The organism is Nocardiopsis sp. iso_186 (genome assembly GCF_056173365.1).
Window position 1 is genome coordinate 1,211,183 of record NZ_CM149670.1, and the last position, 18,134, is coordinate 1,229,316.

An 18,134-nucleotide genomic window follows, 5' to 3' on the forward strand; every position below is an offset into this window, starting at 1 on the left:
ACCGGGGAGGATACACGCGTGGAACATTGGCGTCATAAGTTGCCAAATGTCAGTGACTGACATACTCTCCATGAGGTTTGCCGGCTCCACGACACCCGCAGGGGGATACATGACGACCACCGCCGCGCCGCCGGTCGCGCAAGCGACGGGCTTGCGTGCCAGCCCGTGGGGGACCCTGGTCGCCATCGCCTTCGGTGTGATGATGGTGGCCCTGGACGGCACGATCGTCGCGGTGGCCAACCCCGCCATCGGTGCGAGCCTGGGGGCCTCCCTCGCCGAGCTCCAGTGGGTCACCCACGGCTACCTGCTCGGCCTCGCGGTCTTCCTCATCACCGCGGGGAGACTGGGCGACCGCTTCGGCCACCGCAAGATGTACCTGGTGGGAACGGTCGGCTTCGTGCTGGCCTCGGTCGCCATCGCCCTGTCCGCCGGTGTCATCATGCTCATCGCGTTTCGCATCCTGCAAGGCGTTTTCGGTGCCCTGCTGCTGCCGTCGGCGATGGGACTGCTGCGCTCGGTCTTCCCCCCGCACAAGCTCGGCCGCGCCTTCGGCGTCTTCGGCAGCCTGATCGGCGCGGCCACCGCGGGCGGCCCCATCATCGGCGGCCTCCTCGTCGGCTCCTTCGGCTGGCAGGCGGTGTTCTACATCAACGTGCCGGTCGGCGCGGTCGCCCTGGGACTGGGGCTGTGGCTGCTCGCGGCCAACCGGCCCACCGATCCCGGGTCCCGGCTGGACGTCCCCGGCATCGTACTGCTCAGCGTCGCGATCTTCGCCCTGGTGTGGGCGCTCGTCGAGGCTCCGGCGGTGGGCTGGACCCACCCCGTCACCCTCGCCTCGCTGGGTGCCGCACTGCTGTTCGGGGCGGCCTTCGTGCTCTGGGAGCGTCGCCCCGCCCATCCGCTGCTGCCGCTCGGGATCTTCGCCAACCCCTCCGTGTCCATCGGCACCGTGCTCATGGTGCTCATGGCCCTGGGCCTCATGGGCTCGCTCTTCTTCATCACCTTCTACCTCCAGGGTGTGCGGGGCATGTCGCCGGCCCAAACCGGTATGCAGCTCATCCCCATGACCGCGATGATGGCGATCACCTCGCCCATCGCCGGGCGGGTGCTGGACCGCTTCGGCGCGCGCATCCCCACGGCGCTGGGGCTCGTGCTGTCGGCACTGGGGATGTTCCTCCTGTCGCGACTCGACGCCGACAGCGGAGTCGCCCACATCTCCATCGGTTTCGTGCTCCTCGGCGTCGGCCTGAGCCTGGTGATGACCGGCGCCACCGCGGCGATCATCGGCAACGCCCCGGTCCGTTTCGCCGGGGTGGCCTCCGCCGTGCAGCAGGCCGCGATGCAATTGGGCGGTTCGCTGGGGACGGCGGTCCTCGGCGCGGTCATGTCGGCGACCATCGTCTCCACCCTCCCCGGGCACTACGCCGCGGCAGGACTGGACGTACCGGCCGGCGAGGAACTGGCCGGGATGCAGAGCCTGGTCGCCCAGGGCGGCGCGGCGCTGCCGGAGGGCGTCGCCCCGGAGACGGCCCAGGCCATCACCCAGGCCAGCAATCTCGCCTTCCTGGACGGAATGCATCTGGCCTTCGGGATCGCCGCCGTCGTGATGACGTTCGCCGCCGTATTGTCGCTGGCGATGCGCTCGGGCACGACCACCGGCGAACCGGCCGTGCACGTCTGACCCCGGGGCCGGACGTCACCGGCCCCGGTCGTAGGCGCTCACCAGGGAGCGCACCCGGGCGGGGGTGGTGGCGCCGTGCAGCGCCGCCAACCGCCCGGGGGAGTCCAGCATCGCGGTCAGTTCCGCCAGCACGGCGCAGTGGCGGTCCCGGTCCACCCCGGCCAGTCCGATCACCAGCCGCACCGGATCGTTCTCGGGGTGACCGAAACGCACTGGGGCGGCCAGCCCGGCCAGTGACAACCCGGTACGCAGCACGGCGCGGCACGGGCGGGCATGGGCCAGCGCGAGGCCGGGGGCGACCACGATGTAGGGCCCGTGCGTCTCGACCACCCGCTGCATGCGCACGATGTAGTCCTCGGTCACCGCCCCGACGGCCATCAGCAGCCCTCCTGCGGCACTGATGGCGTCGCGCCAGTCGGTGGCTTCGACACCGGTGGCGACCGCCCCTTGGCAGAGCAGGCCGGACAGTGTGGTTCGGGCCATGTGTCCCCCTCCCGGCAGCCGGACCGCCCGCGCTCACGGCGTCGCGGGAGGTGATCGGGTCAGGCTAGGCGCAAGAGGGCGATTTCGGCCCGGTCCGCCGCCCTATGGCGGGTCCGGATCGGGTGAAATATCGGTAAGCGTCGCATTACCGCAGGGAGGTACTCATTCCTCACCCTTGGTGATCTTGGCCGCGGTGCGGTCGCGGTGCTCCAGGGTGTTGCTGGTGGTGCGGGCGTGGGCCCGCATCAGCCGCCGGGCGTCGTCGGCGGCGGCGCGTGCGCTCTCGGGCCGGGCGGCCTGGCCGCGCGGCGCGTCGTCGCGGGGCAGGCCGATCCCCTCGGGAAGTCCGGAGCGGCCCACTACGCGCAACTGGGCGTTCTCCTGGGAGACCGAAGGACGGATATCACCGGTGGGGGTCTTCCAGTTGCGCAGCCGATGGTCCAGCCACTCCGGCCCCTGGTAGCCCTCTCCCCGCGCCCAGGGGGCGCCATCGGGCCGCATACTCAACGCGTGCAGCAGGTCGGCGATCGACCAGCCGGCGGAGAAGAACCGCGACGCCTCGTCGCGCAACCTGGAGAACTCCACGCCGTAGAGCGATGCATCACGCCTGCGCAGCAACTCGCACGCCTCGTGGACGTCGCTGCGGGTGTGCACCGGCTGGTTCATCGGATCGGCCGCCGTGCGGGTCAACAGCGCGTCCTCGACGGTCAGGATGACCTCTCCGTCGCGCTTGTCCCAGACGCTGATCCGCTCGCGCGGCCACCCCTGGGACTCGGCAAGAGCAGTGGCGAGCTTGCGCAGGTCAAAGCCGTCACCGGAGGAGATTCGCAACTCCGCCATGGGGTGCCTCCCGACTTCCTCGTCACACCGGTCGGGCCCAGCCTAGGACACCCCGGGGACAAGAACCGGGCCCGCGTGAGCAGGCCGGTTCCTCGGCCTTGTCTTTTGCGTCCGAGTGGATTAGACCGATTCGTGACTGCGTGAACCGGAAAAAGTGGCCGCTGGGGACAGCGGTTGACGACGATGCGGGGTGGACATGGCCGACGGCAGGGTCTGCGGACACCGGTCCGACGTGCTCCCGGAGGTGGGGCTGGTGGACCTGGACGGCGACACGCCCGTTGTGGCGGCGCTGCGGGCGGCGGTCATGCGGCACCGGCTCGGTCCCGGCCAGCACCGCTTCGTGCAGTCACCGGTCAGCACCCTGCCCCGAGCCGACGCCGACCCCAACCGCACCCCCTTCGCGGTCGTGCACGAGGGCGCCGCGGTGGGTTTCGGCATTATCGACCGGGACGGTCAGCTCCGCGAGATCGCCACGGACCCGGTCCACTCCGTGCTCCTGCGCGCCTTCTACATCGCCCCCCGCTGGCAAGGGCGCGGCCTGGGCCGCGCGGCCTGCGTCGCGGTCCCCGCACTGGTGACCGCCATCGTCCCGCACGCCAGGGCCGTGCTGCTCACCGTCAACGAGGCCAACCCGGCCGCCTACCGGACCTATACCGCTGCGGGCTTCGTCAACACCGGCCGCCGCTACCTCGGCGGCGACGCCGGACCCCAACACGTCCTGCAGCACACCATCGGTGGCTGAGAACGGCCCGCGCCGTGCGTCGGGCACCGCGTCGAGCGTGTCCGGCCTCAGACCGCCTACCCGTTCGCGACCGGCCGATAGGGTGTGACCCCGCGGATCGACAGCGGCCCACGCCGCGCAGGTCACGGTTGCGGCTGGTTATCGAGTCCCCCGCGGTTCGGCGTTGCGACCGGGCCCCGCGCCGGACAGGATCGGTCGCACGGTCCGCACCGCCATAGAGCCACCACGAGGAGAGCCGCCTGTGAGTACCACCGCCCACGACCGCGCCCGGGAAGCCGCCGACGCGCTGCGCTCCCGCACCGGTGTGGACTCCTACAAGGTCGCGCTCGTCATGGGTTCGGGCTGGGCCCCGGCCGCCGACCAGTTGGGGGTCGAGGGGGAGGAGTTCGAGGTCAGCGAACTCCCCGGGTTCCTCGCGCCGACCGTGCAGGGGCACAGCGGCAAGGTGCGCAGCATCATGGACGCCCAGGACGGGGCGCTCCTGGCCTTCCTCGGCCGCACCCACCTCTACGAGGGCCACGGCACGGACGCCGTCGTGCACGGGGTGCGAACGGCCGTCGCGGCGGGCGCCACCACCGTCATCCTCACCAATGCCGCGGGGTCCCTCAACACCGACCTCGGGGTCGGCCAACCGGTTCTGATCAGCGACCACCTCAATCTCACCGCGCGGTCGCCGATCGTGGGCGCCAATTTCGTCAACCTCACCGACACCTACGCGATCCAGCTGCGCAAACTCGCCCACGAGGCGGTGCCGGACCTGCCCGAGGGCGTCTACGCCGCCATGCCCGGTCCGCACTACGAGACCCCGGCAGAGATCCGCATGCTCCGCGCGATGGGCGCCGACCTGGTCGGCATGTCCACCGCGCTGGAGGCCATCGCAGCCCGTGAGCTGGGCGCCTCCGTCCTCGGCCTCTCCCTGGTCACCAATGTCGCCGCCGGACTCACCGGCCAGCCGTTGAACCACCAGGAGGTCCTGGACACCGGCCGCGACGCCGCAGCCGATGTCGGCCAGCTCCTCGCGGCCATCGTCGAGCGCATCTGACCCCGGCGCTACTCCCCACACAGAGAAAGGGCGGCACGGCGCGATGACGGTGACCCACCAGCGACAGGCCGAGCAGTGGCTTGCCCAGGACCCCGACCCCGAGACCCGAGCCGAGCTCAAGGCACTTCTCGATGCCGGGGACGGAGCCGAACTGGCCCGTCGGTTCTCCGGGCGCCTGCAGTTCGGCACGGCCGGGCTGCGGGGGGAACTGGGGGCCGGTCCCACTCGGATGAACCGGGTGACCGTCATGCGCGCCGCTGCGGGGCTGGCGTCCTGGCTCCCCGACGGATCGACCGTGGTCGTCGGTCACGACGCCCGGTACCGCTCCGCCGATTTCGCCCACGACACCGCCGCGGTCCTGACGGGGGCCGGTCACCGGGCGCTGCTGCTGCCGGGCCCGCTCCCCACCCCGGTTCTCGCCTACACCGTGCGCGCCCACGGCGCCGATGCGGGCGTCATGGTCACCGCCAGCCACAACCCGCCGCGCGACAACGGGTACAAGGTCTATGTCGGCGGCGCCGCCGACGTGGCCGGCAGCCAGATCGTGCCGCCCGTGGACACCGAGATCTCCGCGGCCATCGACGCCGTGGGGTCGGTGGCCGACCTGCCGCTGCGCACCGACTACACGGTTCTCGGCCCCGAAGCCGTGGACGACTACGTCGCGGCCGTGGCCGCACTGCCGTTGGGAGCGGCCCGCGATCTCCTTGTCACCTACACGGCGATGCACGGGGTGGGCACCGCGGTCCTGCTCGCCGCCTTCGAGCGGGCCGGCTTCGCGCCGCCCCGACTCGTTCCCGAGCAGGCCGATCCCGATCCCGACTTTCCCACGGTGGCCTTCCCCAACCCCGAGGAACCCGGCGCGATGGACCTCGCGCTGGCTGCCGGGCAGCTGCACGGCAGCGACCTGATCCTGGCCAACGACCCCGACGCCGACCGGGTCGCGGTGGCGCTTCCCGGCCACGGCCTGCTCACCGGTGACGAGGTCGGCGGACTGCTCGCCGAGCACGTCCTGGCCCGGACCACGGGCGCCGACCGCCTGGTGGCCGCCAGCATCGTCTCCGCGAGCCTGCTCCCCAAGATCGCCGCCGGCCACGGCGTGCACTTCTCCGAGACCCTGACCGGGTTCAAGTGGCTGGTCCGGGCCGGCGGATACGACGAGCTGGGCCGCCCACTGCGCAACGTCTTCTGCTACGAGGAAGCCCTGGGCTACTGCGTCAGCGGGGACGAGGGCCGCCCCGTCGCCGACAAGGACGGCATCAGCGCCGCACTGGCCCTGGCCTCCTTGGCGGCCGAGGCCAAGCAGGAGGGCCGGACCCTGCTGGACCTCCTGGACGACCAGGCCCGCCGCTACGGACTGCACCTGACCCGTCAGCTTTCGGTCCGGGTCAGCGACCTCGACCTGCTCACCTCGACCATGCGCGGGCTGCGGTCCCGGCCGCCGCTCGCCTTCGGGGAGCTGAGGGTCAACGCGGTGGAGGACTTCGCGGAGGGCAGGGGCGCGCTGCCGCCCACCGACGCCCTGCGCTACCGCCTGAACGGTCCGCTGCGTGCCACGGTCACGCTGCGCCCTTCGGGTACGGAGCCCAAGCTCAAGGCCTACCTGGAGGTGGTCCTGGCCGATCCCGGGGAGGACGTGCCCGCCGCCCGTCGCGCGGCCGAGGTGCGGCTGGAGGCGCTGCACGAGGCAGTGGCCGCCCTCATCCGGGGATGAACTACTCCACCCGTTCGATGACCAATGGGCGGGGCGTGTACGCGCCGCCGATCGTGTAGCTGCCCGCCAGGGACTCCTCGGCCCGCTCGAAGCGGTCGGGGTCGTCGGAGTGCAGGGTGAACAGCGGGTCGCCGGCCCGTACCTCCTCACCCGGTTTGACGTGCAGGGTGATTCCCGCACCGGCCGAGACCGGGTCCTCCTTGCGTGCGCGTCCCGCCCCCAGGCGCCAGGCGGCCACGCCCACCGCGTGCGCGTCCAGCCGGCTCAGGACACCGCTCCCGGAAGCCAGGACCTCGCGGGTCCGCGCGGCCACCGGCAACGGCGCGTCCGGGTCGCCGCCCTGGGCCGCGACCATGCGACGCCAGGAATCCATCGCCGAGCCGTCGCGCAGCGCCTCTGCCGGATCCTTGGCCCCGGCCAGGCCGGCTGCGGCCAGCATCTCCCGTGCCAGTGCCACCGTCAGCTCGACCACGTCGGCGGGGCCGCCCCCGGCGAGCACCTCCAGGGACTCGGTCACCTCCAGCGCGTTGCCCACGGTACGGCCCAAAGGCGTGTCCATCGCGGTCAGCAGGGCCACCGTGCGCACCCCGTGATCGGTGCCGATGTCCACCATGGTGCGCGCCAGTTCGCGCGCGGACTCCCGGTCCTTCATGAACGCGCCCGCCCCCACCTTGACGTCCAGGACCAGCGCACCGGTCCCCTCGGCGAGCTTCTTGGACATGATCGAGCTCGCGATCAGCGGGATGGACTCCACCGTCCCGGTCACATCGCGCAGCGCGTAGAGCTTGCGGTCGGCCGGTGCCAGCCCGGTGCCCGCCGCGCACACCACCCCGCCCACGTCGGCCAGGATGCGCTGCATCTCCGCGGGCGACACCTCGGCGCGCCAGCCCGGGATGGATTCAAGCTTGTCCAGGGTGCCACCGGTGTGCCCCAGCCCGCGCCCCGACAACTGGGGTACGGCCGCGCCGCAGGCGGCCACGGTCGGGGTCAGCGGAAGCGTGATCTTGTCGCCCACGCCGCCGGTGGAGTGCTTGTCGGTGGTCGGTCTGTCCAGACCGGAGAAGTCCAGGCGCTCGCCGGAGGCGAGCATCGCCTCGGTCCAGCGCCCCACCTCCGAGCGGCTCATCCCACGCCACACGATCGCCATGTTCAGCGCCGCCATCTGCTCCTCGGCGACCTCACCACGGGTGTAGGCGTCGATCACCCAGTCGATCTGGTCGTTCGACAGCTCTTTGCCGTCGCGCTTGGTGACGATGATGTCGATGACGTCCATGCGCTACATCAGCCTTTCTCGCGTCGGGGCCCCGCGCAGCGCGCGGTCCTGTCCCCATCAAAAACCGAAGGGCCCTCCCGGTCCGCGCGGCGCGCGGACCGGGAGGGCCCCGTGTCCTGGTCCGATCTCATCGGGGTCGGTCGAGGTCGTCCGGCCCGAACGCCTGCGGGAGGAGTGCGCCCAACGGCAGCACGCCCTCGGGAGTGTCCACCAGGAGCTGTGTCCCGCCGTGCTCGTGGAGCAGCTGGCGGCAGCGTCCGCACGGCATCAGGGCGTTTCCCGCCCCGTCCACGCAGGCGAACGCCACCAGGCGCCCGCCCCCGCCGGCGTGCAGCGCCGAGACCAGGCCGCACTCCGCGCACAGCCCCAACCCGTAGGAGGCGTTCTCCACGTTGCAGCCGACCACCGTGCGTCCGTCGTCCACCAGTGCCGCGGCGCCCACCGGGAAATTCGAGTACGGCGCGTACGCGCCGTGCATCGCGGTCGTCGCCGCGGCGCGCAGCCCCGGCCAGTTGACCTCGTGCGGGCCCGTCACGACTTGCCTCCCGGGCGCCACTGCCGGCCCACGGCCGCGGGGGGCCGTAGCCGCTGGGTGGCCAACGCCATCACCAGCAGGGTCGCGATGTGCGGGCTGTAGGTGACCAGTTCGCGCGGCAGCGTGTCGGTCAGCGCCCACCACACCACCAGCAGGGCCGCGACCCCAAGCGAAACGACCGCGCTCAGCCGCTTGCCGCGGGTGAACTGCCAGATCGCGACCGCCACCAGGACGGCGGCGACCAGCAGCAGCAGCGCGTGCACCGCCGCACCCGAGCCGCGGACCTGGAGGGCGTCGGTGAACCCGAACAGGCCCGCGCCCATCGCCAGACCGCCCGGCCGCCAGTTGCCGAAGATCATCGCGGCCAGGCCGATGTAGCCGCGCCCGCCGGTCTGGCCCTCCTGGTAGATGGAGGAGGACACCATTGCCAGGAACACACCGCCCATCCCGGCGAGACCACCCGAGACCAGCACCGCGACGTACTTGTAGCGGTACACCGAGACACCCAGGGACTCCGCGGCCTCCGGGCTCTCGCCGCACGAGCGCAGCCGCAGTCCGAACGGCGTCTTCCACAGGATGTAGTAGGAAGCCGGGATGAGCAGGATCGCGACCAGGGTCAACAGGGAGATCCCGGTCGTCAGGCCCAGCACGAGCCCGGCCAGGTCCGAGACGAGGAACCAGCGCTTGTCCTCCAGCGGACTCAACAGGCCCGACACGAAGGGCAGGTCCACGAGCGGGAAGCGCGGCAGCGGCGGCGACTGGGCCGCACCGCCGCCCGGCTGGTCCTGGAAGTACAGGATGGACAGGTAGCGCATGGCGCCCACGGCCAGGATGTTGATCGCCACACCGGAGACGATGTGGTCCACCCCGAAGGTCACCGTTGCCACGGCGTGCAGCAGACCGCCGATGACACCGCCCAGGACGCCTGCGACCAGGCCCGCCCACGGGCTGCCGGTGTTGTAGGCGGCGAACGCCCCGGCCCAGGTGCCCAGCACCATCATGCCTTCGAGGCCGATGTTGATGATGCCGGCGCGCTCGGCCCACAGGCCGCCCAGTCCGGCCATCGCGATGGGGATCGCGAAGGCGAGGCTGGCCTGGATCGTGCCCGAGTCGGTCAGCGCGTTCTGCCCGGTGATCACCCGGACGCCCGCCAGCGCCACGAACACGGCGACACCGAGGCTGACCAGGCGCCAGGGGGTGACGACCCGGCGCGGCGGTTTCTTCTCCGGCGTCGCGACTTCTACGGTCTGGCTCATGACGCGGCCACCTTCTCCCGGCCCAGTTCCCTGCCGACTTGGCGCTGTTGGTAGCGACGGCCCCAACGGTGGACCAGTTCGTACACCACGACGATGGTCAGCACCATCGTGGCCTGCGTGACGACGGCGATCTCCTTGGGGATGCCGTCGATGTCCAGGATTTGCGACGACTGGTCGAGGAAGGCCCAGAACAGCGCCGCGGCGGCGATCCCCACCGGGTGGTTGCGGCCCAGCAGCGCGATCGCGATGCCGGTGAAGCCCAGCCCCAGCGGGAAGTCCAGCGCGTAGTAGTGCGACGAGCCCAGCAGCTGCGGCATCCCGACCAGTCCGGCCACCATGCCGGAGATGACCATGGACAGCACGACCATCTTCTTCACGTTGACGCCGCTGGCCTGGGCCGCGGTCGCCGACTGCCCGGTGGCGCGCAGCTCGAACCCGAACCGGGTGCGGTTGAGCATCCACCAGTAGCCCACGCCCACCGCCACAGCGAGCAGGACCAGGCCGAAGATGGGGCGGGTGGCGCCCATGAAACCCGCGGGGATGCCCGGGACCCACCCGGATTCGGCGATGGGCCGGGTCCCGATGTTGTTGGTGCCCAACTCGACGGCGAGCCGGTTGGTGTTGAGCAGGTAGGCGGTCACGCCGGTGGCGATCGCGTTCAGCATGATCGTGGAGATGACCTCCGACACGCCGCGGGTCACCTTCAGCCAGCCGGCGATACCGGCCCAGAAGCCGCCGACGGCGACCGCCACGGTGATGATCACGATCTGGTGCAGGACGGGGGGAAGCACGAACGCGCCGCCCACCGCCGCGGCCAACAACGCGGCGAGCCGGTACTGGCCGTCCACCCCGATGTTGAACAGCTTCATCTTGAAGCCGATGGCCACGGCCACCGCGGACAGGTAGTAGGTGGTGCCGGTGTTGAGGATCTGCACGACGCTGTTGGGCTGGGAGCCGTAGTTCAGCATCCGCTCGAAGGTGTGCAGCACCTCGACGCCGGTGGCCAGGAGGACCAGGGCGGTGATGCCCAGTGCCAGCACACCGGCCGCTGCGACCGCACCGAAGGCCAGCGCCAACTGCGTGGGCAGCCGGCGGTACAGCAGTACCGCCACCGCCCCGCCGGCGGCCGCGCCGACGGGGTAGGCGACCGGTTCGATCAGCCACAGGTCGAGGACGATCGCGGCCAACAGGGCGACCAGGACCGACAGCACCAGCGCGATCGGCGTGACCAGGAGCCGGTGGATGCCGGTCGTGGCGTCCTCGGCATCGGAGCCGACCGCCAGCAGCGGGACGGCGAAGGCCAGTGCCACGCCGATGGCCAGTGCGGCCGGTGCCAGTAAGGCAAGGTCGAGAAGGAAGGTGACGGCGGCGGCGGAGAGGGCCGCGACCGCGATTCCCGCGGGTGCGGGGAGGGATTTGATCATGCTCCTGCCTCGTTTTCCGTGGCCGCGTCGTTGCCGTTCGCGGCCCGCGGGTCCAGCCCGGCACCGGTCATCGCCGAGCCGAGCTGTTCGGGGGTCACCGAACGTGGGTCGGCCTCGGCGACCAGCCTTCCGCGCAGGATCACGTACAGGGTGTCGGACATTCCGATGAGTTCGTCCAGATCGGCGGAGATCAGCAGTACTGCGAGCCCCTGGGCGCGCGCGGCGCGCAGGTGGTCCCAGATGGCGGCCTGGGCACCCACGTCCACACCCCGGGTCGGGTGTGCGGCCACGACGACCTTGGGGGAGCCGCTCATCTCGCGGCCCACGATCAGCTTCTGCTGATTGCCTCCGCTGAGCGCGTCGGCCTGCACGTCGATCCCGGGGGTGCGCACGTCGAACTCCTCGACGATGCGCTGGGTGTCGGCGCGTGCTCCCGCACGGTCGATGAGTGGCCCCTTGGCGTTGGGGCGCTGGGTCTGGTGGCCGAGGACGCGATTCTCCCACAGCGGGGACTCCAACAACAGCCCGTGGCGGTGCCGGTCCTCGGGGACGTAGCCGACCCCGGCCTCGCGGATGGCGCGGGTCTGCCAACCGGTGATGTCGGTACCGTCCAGGGTGATGCGGCCCTTGGCGGCCGGGCGCATCCCCATGACGGCCTCGATCAGCTCGCTCTGGCCGTTGCCCTCGACCCCGGCGATGCCCACGATCTCCCCGGCGCGGATGGCCAGGTTCACGCCGTCCACGACCGTGCGGTCCTGGGCCGACTCCACGGTGACGTCGGCCAGCTCCAGCACCACCCGGTCGGTGACGGTGGACTCGCGCAGCTCGGGGACGGGGAGCTGGCCGCCGACCATGAGAGTGGCCAGTTCGCGGGCGGTGGTGTTGGCCGGGTCCACCGTGGCCACGGTGGTGCCGCGCCGGATGACGGTGATGTCGTCGGCGACCGAGAGCACCTCGTCGAGCTTGTGCGAGATGAAGATGACGGTCAGCCCCTCCTGCTTGAGCTCGCGGAGGTTGTCGAAGAGTTCGTCGACCTCCTGCGGCACCAGGACGGCGGTGGGTTCGTCGAGGATGATGATGCGCGCGCCCCGGTAGAGGACCTTCAGGATCTCCACCCGTTGGCGGTCGCCGACACCCAGGTCCTCCATGAGGCGGCCGGGCTCGACACCGAGTCCGTACTGGGCCGACAGCCGGGTGATCGTGGCGCGGGCCTTGGCGCCGATGCCGTGGAGGTGCTCCGCGCCGAGGACGACGTTCTCCAGGACGGTGAGGTTGTCGGCGAGCATGAAGTGCTGGTGCACCATGCCGATGCCCTGCTTGATGGCTTCCGACGGGGAGTTCAGCTGGACCGTGTTCCCGGCGATGGCGATGGTGCCCTCGTCGGGTTGGTGCATGCCGTACAGCGTCTTCATCAGCGTCAACTTGCCTGCGCCGTTCTCACCCACGATGGCGTGCACTGTCCCCGCGCCGACGGCGATGTTGATGTCGTGGTTGGCCACGACGCCGGGAAACCGCTTGGTGATCCCGTGCAACTCGACGGCGGCGGGAGGTGCGGCCCCGTCGCCGGGATGCGTGCTCATCCGACTCCTAGTTCGTCAAGGTGCGGCCGGCGGCCTTGTGAGCCGGTCCGGGCGCCGGCCGCCCGATGCGGATCCGCGTGGGCGGGGGACCGGTGCCGCCGCCCGGTGGGCAACGGCGAAGCGGCGTCCCGCTGCCGTGAGGGCACATTCCCCTCCACGGGCAGACGGGACGCCGCGATGGCGTTGACGCCGGTGGGTCAGGGGGCGGTCGGAACCGTGATCTCACCGTCGATGATCTGCTGCTTCAGCGCGTCGAGCTCCTCCTGGATGTCGGAGATCTCCTCGCTGTTGGACGTGGCGTAGTCCACGCCGCCGCTGGCGAGGTCGAAGCGCTGGATGCCGCCTTCGGCACTGCCGTCCACGATCCCGCTGACGAACTCGAACACCGCGGTGTCCACACCCTTGAGCGCGGAGGTGACGATGAACGGCTTCTGTGCGTCGGAGGCGCCCTCGTACTGGTCGCTGTTGACGCCGATGAACAGCTTGTCCTTGGCCTCGGCCGCGTTCAGCACGCCGTTGCCCGAGGCGCCGGCCGCGTGGTAGATGACGTCGGCGCCGGCGTCGTACTGGCCCTCGGCGGTGGCCTCACCGCGGGAGGGGTCCTGGAACCCGCCGAAGTCCGGGGGCTGGGTCAGGTAGGCGACCTCGATCGTGATGTCGGGGTTGATCTCCTGGGCGCCGGCGGCGTAGCCGGCCTCGAACTTCTTGATCAGCGGGGTCTCGACGCCGCCGATGAAGCCGATGTGGTCCTCTTCGCTCTTGAGTGCGGCGGCCGCGCCGGCGAGGAAGGACGCCTGCTCCTCGGTGAAGACCAGGCTGGTGACGTTGTCGATGTCCTCGATCTCGGAGTTGACGATCGCGAACTGCACGTCGGGGAACTCCGGGGCGACGGCGCGCACGGGCGCGTCGTAGGCGAAACCGACGGCGATGACGACGTTGTAGCCCTCTTCGGCCATGAGCGCCAGACGCTCTTCCTTGGCCGACTCGGGCTCGCCGTCGGTGGGCTCGAGGTCCTGGGCGTCGGTGATGCCCAGTTCGTCCTTGACCCGCTCCAGGCCGCGGTAGGCGGAGTCGTTGAAGGACTTGTCGCCCTTGCCGCCGATGTCGTAGGCCAGGCCCACGCGGATGTCGGACTCGGCCGTGGCACCGTCTCCGCCGGCGGTGCCCTCGTCAGTGCCGCTTCCGCTGTCACAGGCAGTCATCGCCAGGGCCAAGACCCCGGCTGCCGCCATCGCACCGAGACGGGCGACTGTGTTGCGCTTCACGCTTCCTCCCCTTCGAGCCCGTGACCGGTTCGCGATGCGCGAACCGCCGGGTTATGCAGCCGGACACTATCCGTTTGTGCAAATGCCACCAATCGCCACAGGTGGGTTGTTATGAAGGCGAGAGCGGAGTGAAACGGACGTTACCAATGAGTTGTCGTCCAGCTCACATTTCGGCCTTCATGGCAGGTGGCGGGGGTGGCCGCAACGGCAATTATTGCCAAAGGGGGGATGTGTCCAGGTCGGCGCTCGGGGTGATTAGAAACACCCCATATCGCCACAGTTCGGACATGGGGCCTCGGGGTGGCCACCGAGGAGGCCCCGGGCGGGCCGTGCCGGGGCTCGGCGACGCGCCCGCGGACTGGTCACTCAGGGTGACCAAAGTCGAAGCGTCCGGGAGCTGCGAAGCGTTGCTACCCGGTGTAGTCGGCAGCGGTGCCCGCTCCCCGATCCGGACGATCCAGGAACTCCACCGCGGCCCGTTTGAACGATTGTGCCGACACGGCTGTGCGGTGGTCGCGCCGGGGCACCCGTAGCAGCTCCGCCCCTGCAAGATCCGCCGCCAACCCCTCCGCCCCCGCGGCGATCGGATCGAGCTCCCCGGCCACCAGCAGCACGGGGACGTCCGCCGGGGCGGGGACGGGACGGTAGGGCTCTCGCGCCTGCCCCTTGGCGCAGGCAGCCAGGGCCGTGGGGTCCGCACCGGGCAGGGCGGCCGCCGCGGCGAACACCGCGGCGAAGGGCCCCGCGTCCTCTCCGCCCAGCCGGTCGGGGTCCGTCCCGGCGAAGGCGTCCTCGGGGCCGAAGCCGCCCAGCACGATCCTGCGGACCGACGCGGGGTGGTCCACCGCCAGCTGCCAGGCCAGCCGGGAGCCCATCGAATACGCCACGACGTCGGCGGGTCCGTCGCCCGACTCGGCCAGTACCCGCGCCAGCAGGTCGCCGAGCGATCCGGGGGAGTAGTGGGAAGGGACGTGGGGCTTGGGGGAGCGGCCGTGCCCGGGCAGATCCACTCCGACGAACCGGCGCCCCGTACCTTCCAGCGCCGTCGTCCACCCGGTGCGCACCCAGTTGGCCGCGAAGTCGGAGCCGAATCCGTGCACCAGCAGCACCGTCGGGGCACTCGGCGCGGTGGCACCGCCCACGGTGTAGCGCAGGAGGGGAGCCCCGGTCGCGGGGTCGAGCAGTGTCCGGTCCATGCAGATCCTCACGGGCGGGGCGGGCGGGGGCGGTTCACTCGGACGGCGGTCGCAGACGGACCCGGCGGGTGGGTCGTTCCTCGGTCGGGACGGTCCCCACGATCCCCGCGGATGCCTCGACCTCGAAGGTGACCAGTGCGGCGCCCACCGCCAGCACCTCCCCCTCCGCGGCGTGCAGCCTGGCGACGGTCCCGCTGTGCGGCGAGGGGATCTCCACCGCGGACTTGCTGGTCTCCAGCTCCACCAGGGGCTGGTTGCGCTCGATGTGCTCGCCGGCGCGCACCAGCCATTCCAGGACGGTGGCCTCGACCAGCCCCTCACCGAGATCGGGAAGGGCGAACGTGCGCTCCGCGCCGCCGGGACCCGCGGTTTCGCTCATCGGGACTCCTTGTCGTCACTAACAGGTGGGGCCGACCGGGTCGTGCTCAGAACTCCAGCGTGCGCTGGACCGCGAGCAGGACCCGATCGGCGTTGGGCAGGTACTGCGGTTCCAGCGGCCCCGCCGGATAGGGCACGTCGAACCCGGTGACCCGCTGCACGGGTGCACGCAGGTCCCGGAAGGCGTGCTCCTGGACCAGGGCCGCGATCTCCCCGCCGAGGCCGGCGGTCAAGGGCGCCTCGTGCACCACGACGACCCGCCCGGTACGCCGCACCGACGCGGTCAGTCCCGCGGTGTCGATCGGCTTCAACCAGCGGAGGTCCAGCACCTCCAGTTCCACCCCGTCCTCCGCGGCGAACTCGGCCACCCGCAGGCAGTGGTGCACCATCGCCCCCCACGCCACCAGCGTGGCGTGGCGCCCCTCGCGCACCACCCGGCTCGCCCCGATCGGCAGGTCGGGTTCGGTCAGCGCGCCGGGGGAGCGATTCCAGTAACGGGCCTTGGGCTCCAGGTAGACCACCGGATCGTCGGCACGCACCGACTGCAACAGCAGCCGGTAGGCATCGGCGGGGTCCGAGGGCGAACACACCTTCAACCCGGGGACGTGCGCGAACAGGGCCTCCAGGCTCTCACCGTGGTGCTCGGGGGCCTGGATGCCGCCGAAACTGGGCAGGCGCAGGGTGATCGGCATCGGCGCGGCCCCCCTGGAGCGGTAGTGCATGCGCGCCACCTGGTTGACGATCTGATCGACCGCCGGGTAGGCGAACCCGTCGAACTGCAGTTCCGGGACGGGGCGCCAGCCGTTCATGGCCAGGCCGACGGCCAGCCCGACGATGCCGGACTCCGCCAACGGGGTGTCGAAAACACGCTGGTCGCCGAACTCCGCCTGGAGACCGTCGGTCACCCGGAAGACGCCGCCGAGCCGTCCGACGTCCTCGCCGAAGACGAGCGTCGCGGGGTCCTCGGCGAGAAGAGTGCGCAGCGCCGCGTTGATGGCCTGCTGCATGGAGTGTTCGGAAGCGGTCGCGTCTGCTGACGCGGGGGTGGTCGCGAGCTCGGTCATGACACGCTGCCCTCTCTGGCCGGGGAGTTCGGGCTTGCCGGGGCTGGGGGACGGTTCCGTCCAGAAACGGGGGTCATTGCTCGACCTCGTCGCGCCAGACCCGGTGCTGGCGGCGCAGCTCCTCGGTGGGCTCGCGGTAGACGTGGGCGAACATGTCCGAGCCATCGGGGGGCGGCAGTACGCTCACCTCGTCGCGGACGCGCACGCACTCCGCGCGCACCCGGTCCTCCACATCGGTGAAGAAGTCGGCGTTGGCGTGTTTGTCCCGTTCCAGGGCGCGTCGCATCAGGAGCAGCGGATCGCGTTCGCGCCAGCGCAGTTCCTCGGCCGGATCGCGATAGCGACCGGCGTCATCGGAGGTGGAGTGCGGATTGACCCGGTAGGTCAGCGCCTCGATCACGGTGGGACCGCCACCGGCGCGGGCGCGTTCCAGCGCTGCCCGGGTCGCCTCGAACACCGCGACCACGTCCTGGCCGTCCACGGTGACCCCGGGCATCCCGTATCCGGCACCGCGCGCCGCTATGGAGCCGCCGGCCACCTGGGCGGAGTTGGGCACCGACAGTGCCCACTGGTTGTTCTGGCAGAAGAAGACCACCGGGGAGCCGAAGACCCCCGCGAAGTTCATCGCCTCGTGGACGTCGCCCTCGGAGCTGGCGCCGTCACCGAAGTAGGCGATCGCGCAACCGGGGCCGCCGCGCAGCCGTTCGCCCAGCGCCCAGCCCACCGCGTGGGGGACGGGGCCGCCCACGACGGCGTTGAGGCAGGAGAACCGCGAGGCGATCGGGTCGTAGAGCCCGCCGTGCCACAGGGCACGGTGGCTGGCCAGATAGCCGACCAGGTCCACGCCCATCGTGACGGCCACGGCCAGCTCGCGATAGGTGGGGAAGGCGAAATCGTGTTCGGGGTCCAGGGCTGCGGCGCTGCCGACCTGCGCGGCTTCCTGCCCGTGCAGCGATACGTAGGCGGGGAATACACCCTGGCGCTGGAGGGCGATCGCTTCGCCGTCCAGCATCCGTGCGGCGAGCATGTGGCGATAGAGCGTGCGCAACGTTTCGGGTGCCAGCGTTCCCGCACCGGTTTCGATGCCCTGCGCGGTCTTCTCGGCGTGCATGTCGGGCGACTCCCTCGTGACCGGGGCGAGACGAGCTCTGGTCCGGCGTTGCCGGTATGCATCAGTGTGCGGAAGAGTTGACACTTTCGCTAGATTGCGACCAGGAGTCGATACGTAAAGTTCCTATCTGCTGATTTTCGTTCTTAAATGTCTAAAATATTGGGGAGTGCTGGCGGCTAAACGCAACACTCTGCTCACCCCTTGGCCAACCGTCGAGATCGGGGGTGCAGAGGGGGATGGGGAGGGGGTCGGTCGCCGGGAGGAAAATGCTGCCAGTTCGATTCGACCGACAGGCGGCGGGCGGATCCGTGTGACGAATAAAGGGTGCGCCGAAAATCGCCCCCCGCTGGCGTGAGGGTGAATAAAAATTGCTGGAACTGTGGTGGGTTGAACGAGGGGGATGCCTCTGTTTCGCGAGTGTAAAGAAAAAAGGTCGGCCTTTTCGGGAGCTGCCGATCGGGTCTGCGGTGCCGCTGTCGCCCCGTGCGCTCGGAGGGGGCATGGTTCTGTCGGGCCAGGCCATGGCGGGAGTCGGCCGCCAAGGGTGGTTGAC

16 protein-coding genes are annotated in these 18,134 nt (G+C 70.8%); 4 read left to right on the plus strand and 12 right to left on the minus strand.

Annotated features, from left to right (window positions below; genetic code table 11):
* The first annotated feature begins 109 nt into the window (after positions 1-109).
* Positions 110-1,681 (plus strand): DHA2 family efflux MFS transporter permease subunit, encoded by a 1,572-nt coding sequence (locus AC0VYP_RS05485; protein ID WP_285759103.1) that lies wholly within the window; start codon positions 110-112, stop codon positions 1,679-1,681.
* Positions 1,682-1,696: 15 nt separating this feature from the next.
* Here AC0VYP_RS05485 and AC0VYP_RS05490 read toward each other — a convergent pair whose 3' ends face one another.
* Both AC0VYP_RS05490 and AC0VYP_RS05495 read right to left on the minus strand, forming a co-directional pair.
* A complete protein-coding gene (locus tag AC0VYP_RS05490; RefSeq protein ID WP_285759105.1) occupies positions 1,697-2,164 on the minus strand; it encodes a PTS sugar transporter subunit IIA in 468 nt (155 codons plus the stop codon).
* A gap of 162 nt (positions 2,165-2,326) precedes the next feature.
* Positions 2,327-3,004 carry a hypothetical protein gene (locus AC0VYP_RS05495; protein ID WP_285759107.1) on the minus strand — a complete coding sequence of 226 codons (678 nt, stop codon included), beginning with the start codon at positions 3,002-3,004 and terminating at the stop codon, positions 2,327-2,329.
* 196 nt (positions 3,005-3,200) lie between these two features.
* Between AC0VYP_RS05495 and AC0VYP_RS05500 the strand changes: the two genes are divergently transcribed.
* From AC0VYP_RS05500 to AC0VYP_RS05510, 3 genes are all read left to right on the plus strand, one after another.
* A complete protein-coding gene (locus tag AC0VYP_RS05500) occupies positions 3,201-3,746 on the plus strand; it encodes a GNAT family N-acetyltransferase (RefSeq protein WP_475474166.1) in 546 nt (181 codons plus the stop codon).
* 241 nt (positions 3,747-3,987) lie between these two features.
* On the plus strand, positions 3,988-4,788 hold the full coding sequence (locus tag AC0VYP_RS05505; protein WP_475472836.1) for a purine-nucleoside phosphorylase: 801 nt from the start codon (positions 3,988-3,990) through the stop codon (positions 4,786-4,788).
* A 43-nt stretch (positions 4,789-4,831) separates the two neighbouring features.
* Positions 4,832-6,499, plus strand: a complete 1,668-nt coding sequence (locus AC0VYP_RS05510; RefSeq protein ID WP_475472837.1) for a phospho-sugar mutase — start codon at positions 4,832-4,834, stop codon at positions 6,497-6,499.
* 1 nt (position 6,500) lies between these two features.
* Here the strand turns inward: AC0VYP_RS05510 and AC0VYP_RS05515 are convergent, their stop codons facing one another.
* From AC0VYP_RS05515 to AC0VYP_RS05560, 10 genes are all read right to left on the minus strand, one after another.
* On the minus strand, positions 6,501-7,772 hold the full coding sequence (locus AC0VYP_RS05515; RefSeq protein WP_475472839.1) for a thymidine phosphorylase: 1,272 nt from the start codon (positions 7,770-7,772) through the stop codon (positions 6,501-6,503).
* 127 nt (positions 7,773-7,899) lie between these two features.
* Positions 7,900-8,307, minus strand: a complete 408-nt coding sequence (locus AC0VYP_RS05520; RefSeq protein ID WP_475472840.1) for a cytidine deaminase — start codon at positions 8,305-8,307, stop codon at positions 7,900-7,902.
* On the minus strand, positions 8,304-9,563 hold the full coding sequence (locus AC0VYP_RS05525) for an ABC transporter permease (RefSeq protein WP_475472841.1): 1,260 nt from the start codon (positions 9,561-9,563) through the stop codon (positions 8,304-8,306). Before AC0VYP_RS05525 ends, AC0VYP_RS05520 begins: the two co-directional genes overlap by 4 nt.
* Entirely contained in the window at positions 9,560-10,987 is a 1,428-nt protein-coding gene (locus AC0VYP_RS05530; RefSeq protein ID WP_285759120.1) for an ABC transporter permease, read from the minus strand. Before AC0VYP_RS05530 ends, AC0VYP_RS05525 begins: the two co-directional genes overlap by 4 nt.
* On the minus strand, positions 10,984-12,567 hold the full coding sequence (locus AC0VYP_RS05535) for an ABC transporter ATP-binding protein (RefSeq protein WP_475472843.1): 1,584 nt from the start codon (positions 12,565-12,567) through the stop codon (positions 10,984-10,986). Before AC0VYP_RS05535 ends, AC0VYP_RS05530 begins: the two co-directional genes overlap by 4 nt.
* Before the next feature lie 197 nt (positions 12,568-12,764).
* A complete protein-coding gene (locus AC0VYP_RS05540; RefSeq protein WP_475472845.1) occupies positions 12,765-13,832 on the minus strand; it encodes a BMP family lipoprotein in 1,068 nt (355 codons plus the stop codon).
* 410 nt (positions 13,833-14,242) lie between these two features.
* Positions 14,243-15,028 (minus strand): alpha/beta fold hydrolase, encoded by a 786-nt coding sequence (locus tag AC0VYP_RS05545; protein WP_475472847.1) that lies wholly within the window; start codon positions 15,026-15,028, stop codon positions 14,243-14,245.
* A gap of 34 nt (positions 15,029-15,062) precedes the next feature.
* Positions 15,063-15,407 (minus strand): biotin/lipoyl-containing protein, encoded by a 345-nt coding sequence (locus tag AC0VYP_RS05550; RefSeq protein ID WP_285759124.1) that lies wholly within the window; start codon positions 15,405-15,407, stop codon positions 15,063-15,065.
* 46 nt (positions 15,408-15,453) lie between these two features.
* The gene (locus AC0VYP_RS05555; protein WP_285759125.1) at positions 15,454-16,470 is read right to left on the minus strand and encodes an alpha-ketoacid dehydrogenase subunit beta; all 1,017 of its coding nucleotides are present in this window, start codon (positions 16,468-16,470) and stop codon (positions 15,454-15,456) included.
* Positions 16,471-16,543: 73 nt separating this feature from the next.
* On the minus strand, positions 16,544-17,581 hold the full coding sequence (locus AC0VYP_RS05560) for a thiamine pyrophosphate-dependent enzyme (RefSeq protein ID WP_432707464.1): 1,038 nt from the start codon (positions 17,579-17,581) through the stop codon (positions 16,544-16,546).
* Positions 17,582-18,134: the final 553 nt, after the last annotated feature.

Coding starts and splice junctions, on each gene's coding strand:
- AC0VYP_RS05485 (WP_285759103.1), top strand. CDS start 110: ATGACGACCACCGCCGCGCCGCCGGTCGCGCAAGCGACGGGCTTGCGT.
- AC0VYP_RS05490 (WP_285759105.1), bottom strand. CDS start 2,164: ATGGCCCGAACCACACTGTCCGGCCTGCTCTGCCAAGGGGCGGTCGCC.
- AC0VYP_RS05495 (WP_285759107.1), bottom strand. CDS start 3,004: ATGGCGGAGTTGCGAATCTCCTCCGGTGACGGCTTTGACCTGCGCAAG.
- AC0VYP_RS05500 (WP_475474166.1), top strand. CDS start 3,201: ATGGCCGACGGCAGGGTCTGCGGACACCGGTCCGACGTGCTCCCGGAG.
- AC0VYP_RS05510 (WP_475472837.1), top strand. CDS start 4,832: ATGACGGTGACCCACCAGCGACAGGCCGAGCAGTGGCTTGCCCAGGAC.
- AC0VYP_RS05515 (WP_475472839.1), bottom strand. CDS start 7,772: ATGGACGTCATCGACATCATCGTCACCAAGCGCGACGGCAAAGAGCTG.
- AC0VYP_RS05525 (WP_475472841.1), bottom strand. CDS start 9,563: ATGAGCCAGACCGTAGAAGTCGCGACGCCGGAGAAGAAACCGCCGCGC.
- AC0VYP_RS05530 (WP_285759120.1), bottom strand. CDS start 10,987: ATGATCAAATCCCTCCCCGCACCCGCGGGAATCGCGGTCGCGGCCCTC.
- AC0VYP_RS05535 (WP_475472843.1), bottom strand. CDS start 12,567: ATGAGCACGCATCCCGGCGACGGGGCCGCACCTCCCGCCGCCGTCGAG.
- AC0VYP_RS05545 (WP_475472847.1), bottom strand. CDS start 15,028: ATGGACCGGACACTGCTCGACCCCGCGACCGGGGCTCCCCTCCTGCGC.
- AC0VYP_RS05550 (WP_285759124.1), bottom strand. CDS start 15,407: ATGAGCGAAACCGCGGGTCCCGGCGGCGCGGAGCGCACGTTCGCCCTT.
- AC0VYP_RS05555 (WP_285759125.1), bottom strand. CDS start 16,470: ATGACCGAGCTCGCGACCACCCCCGCGTCAGCAGACGCGACCGCTTCC.
- AC0VYP_RS05560 (WP_432707464.1), bottom strand. CDS start 17,581: ATGCACGCCGAGAAGACCGCGCAGGGCATCGAAACCGGTGCGGGAACG.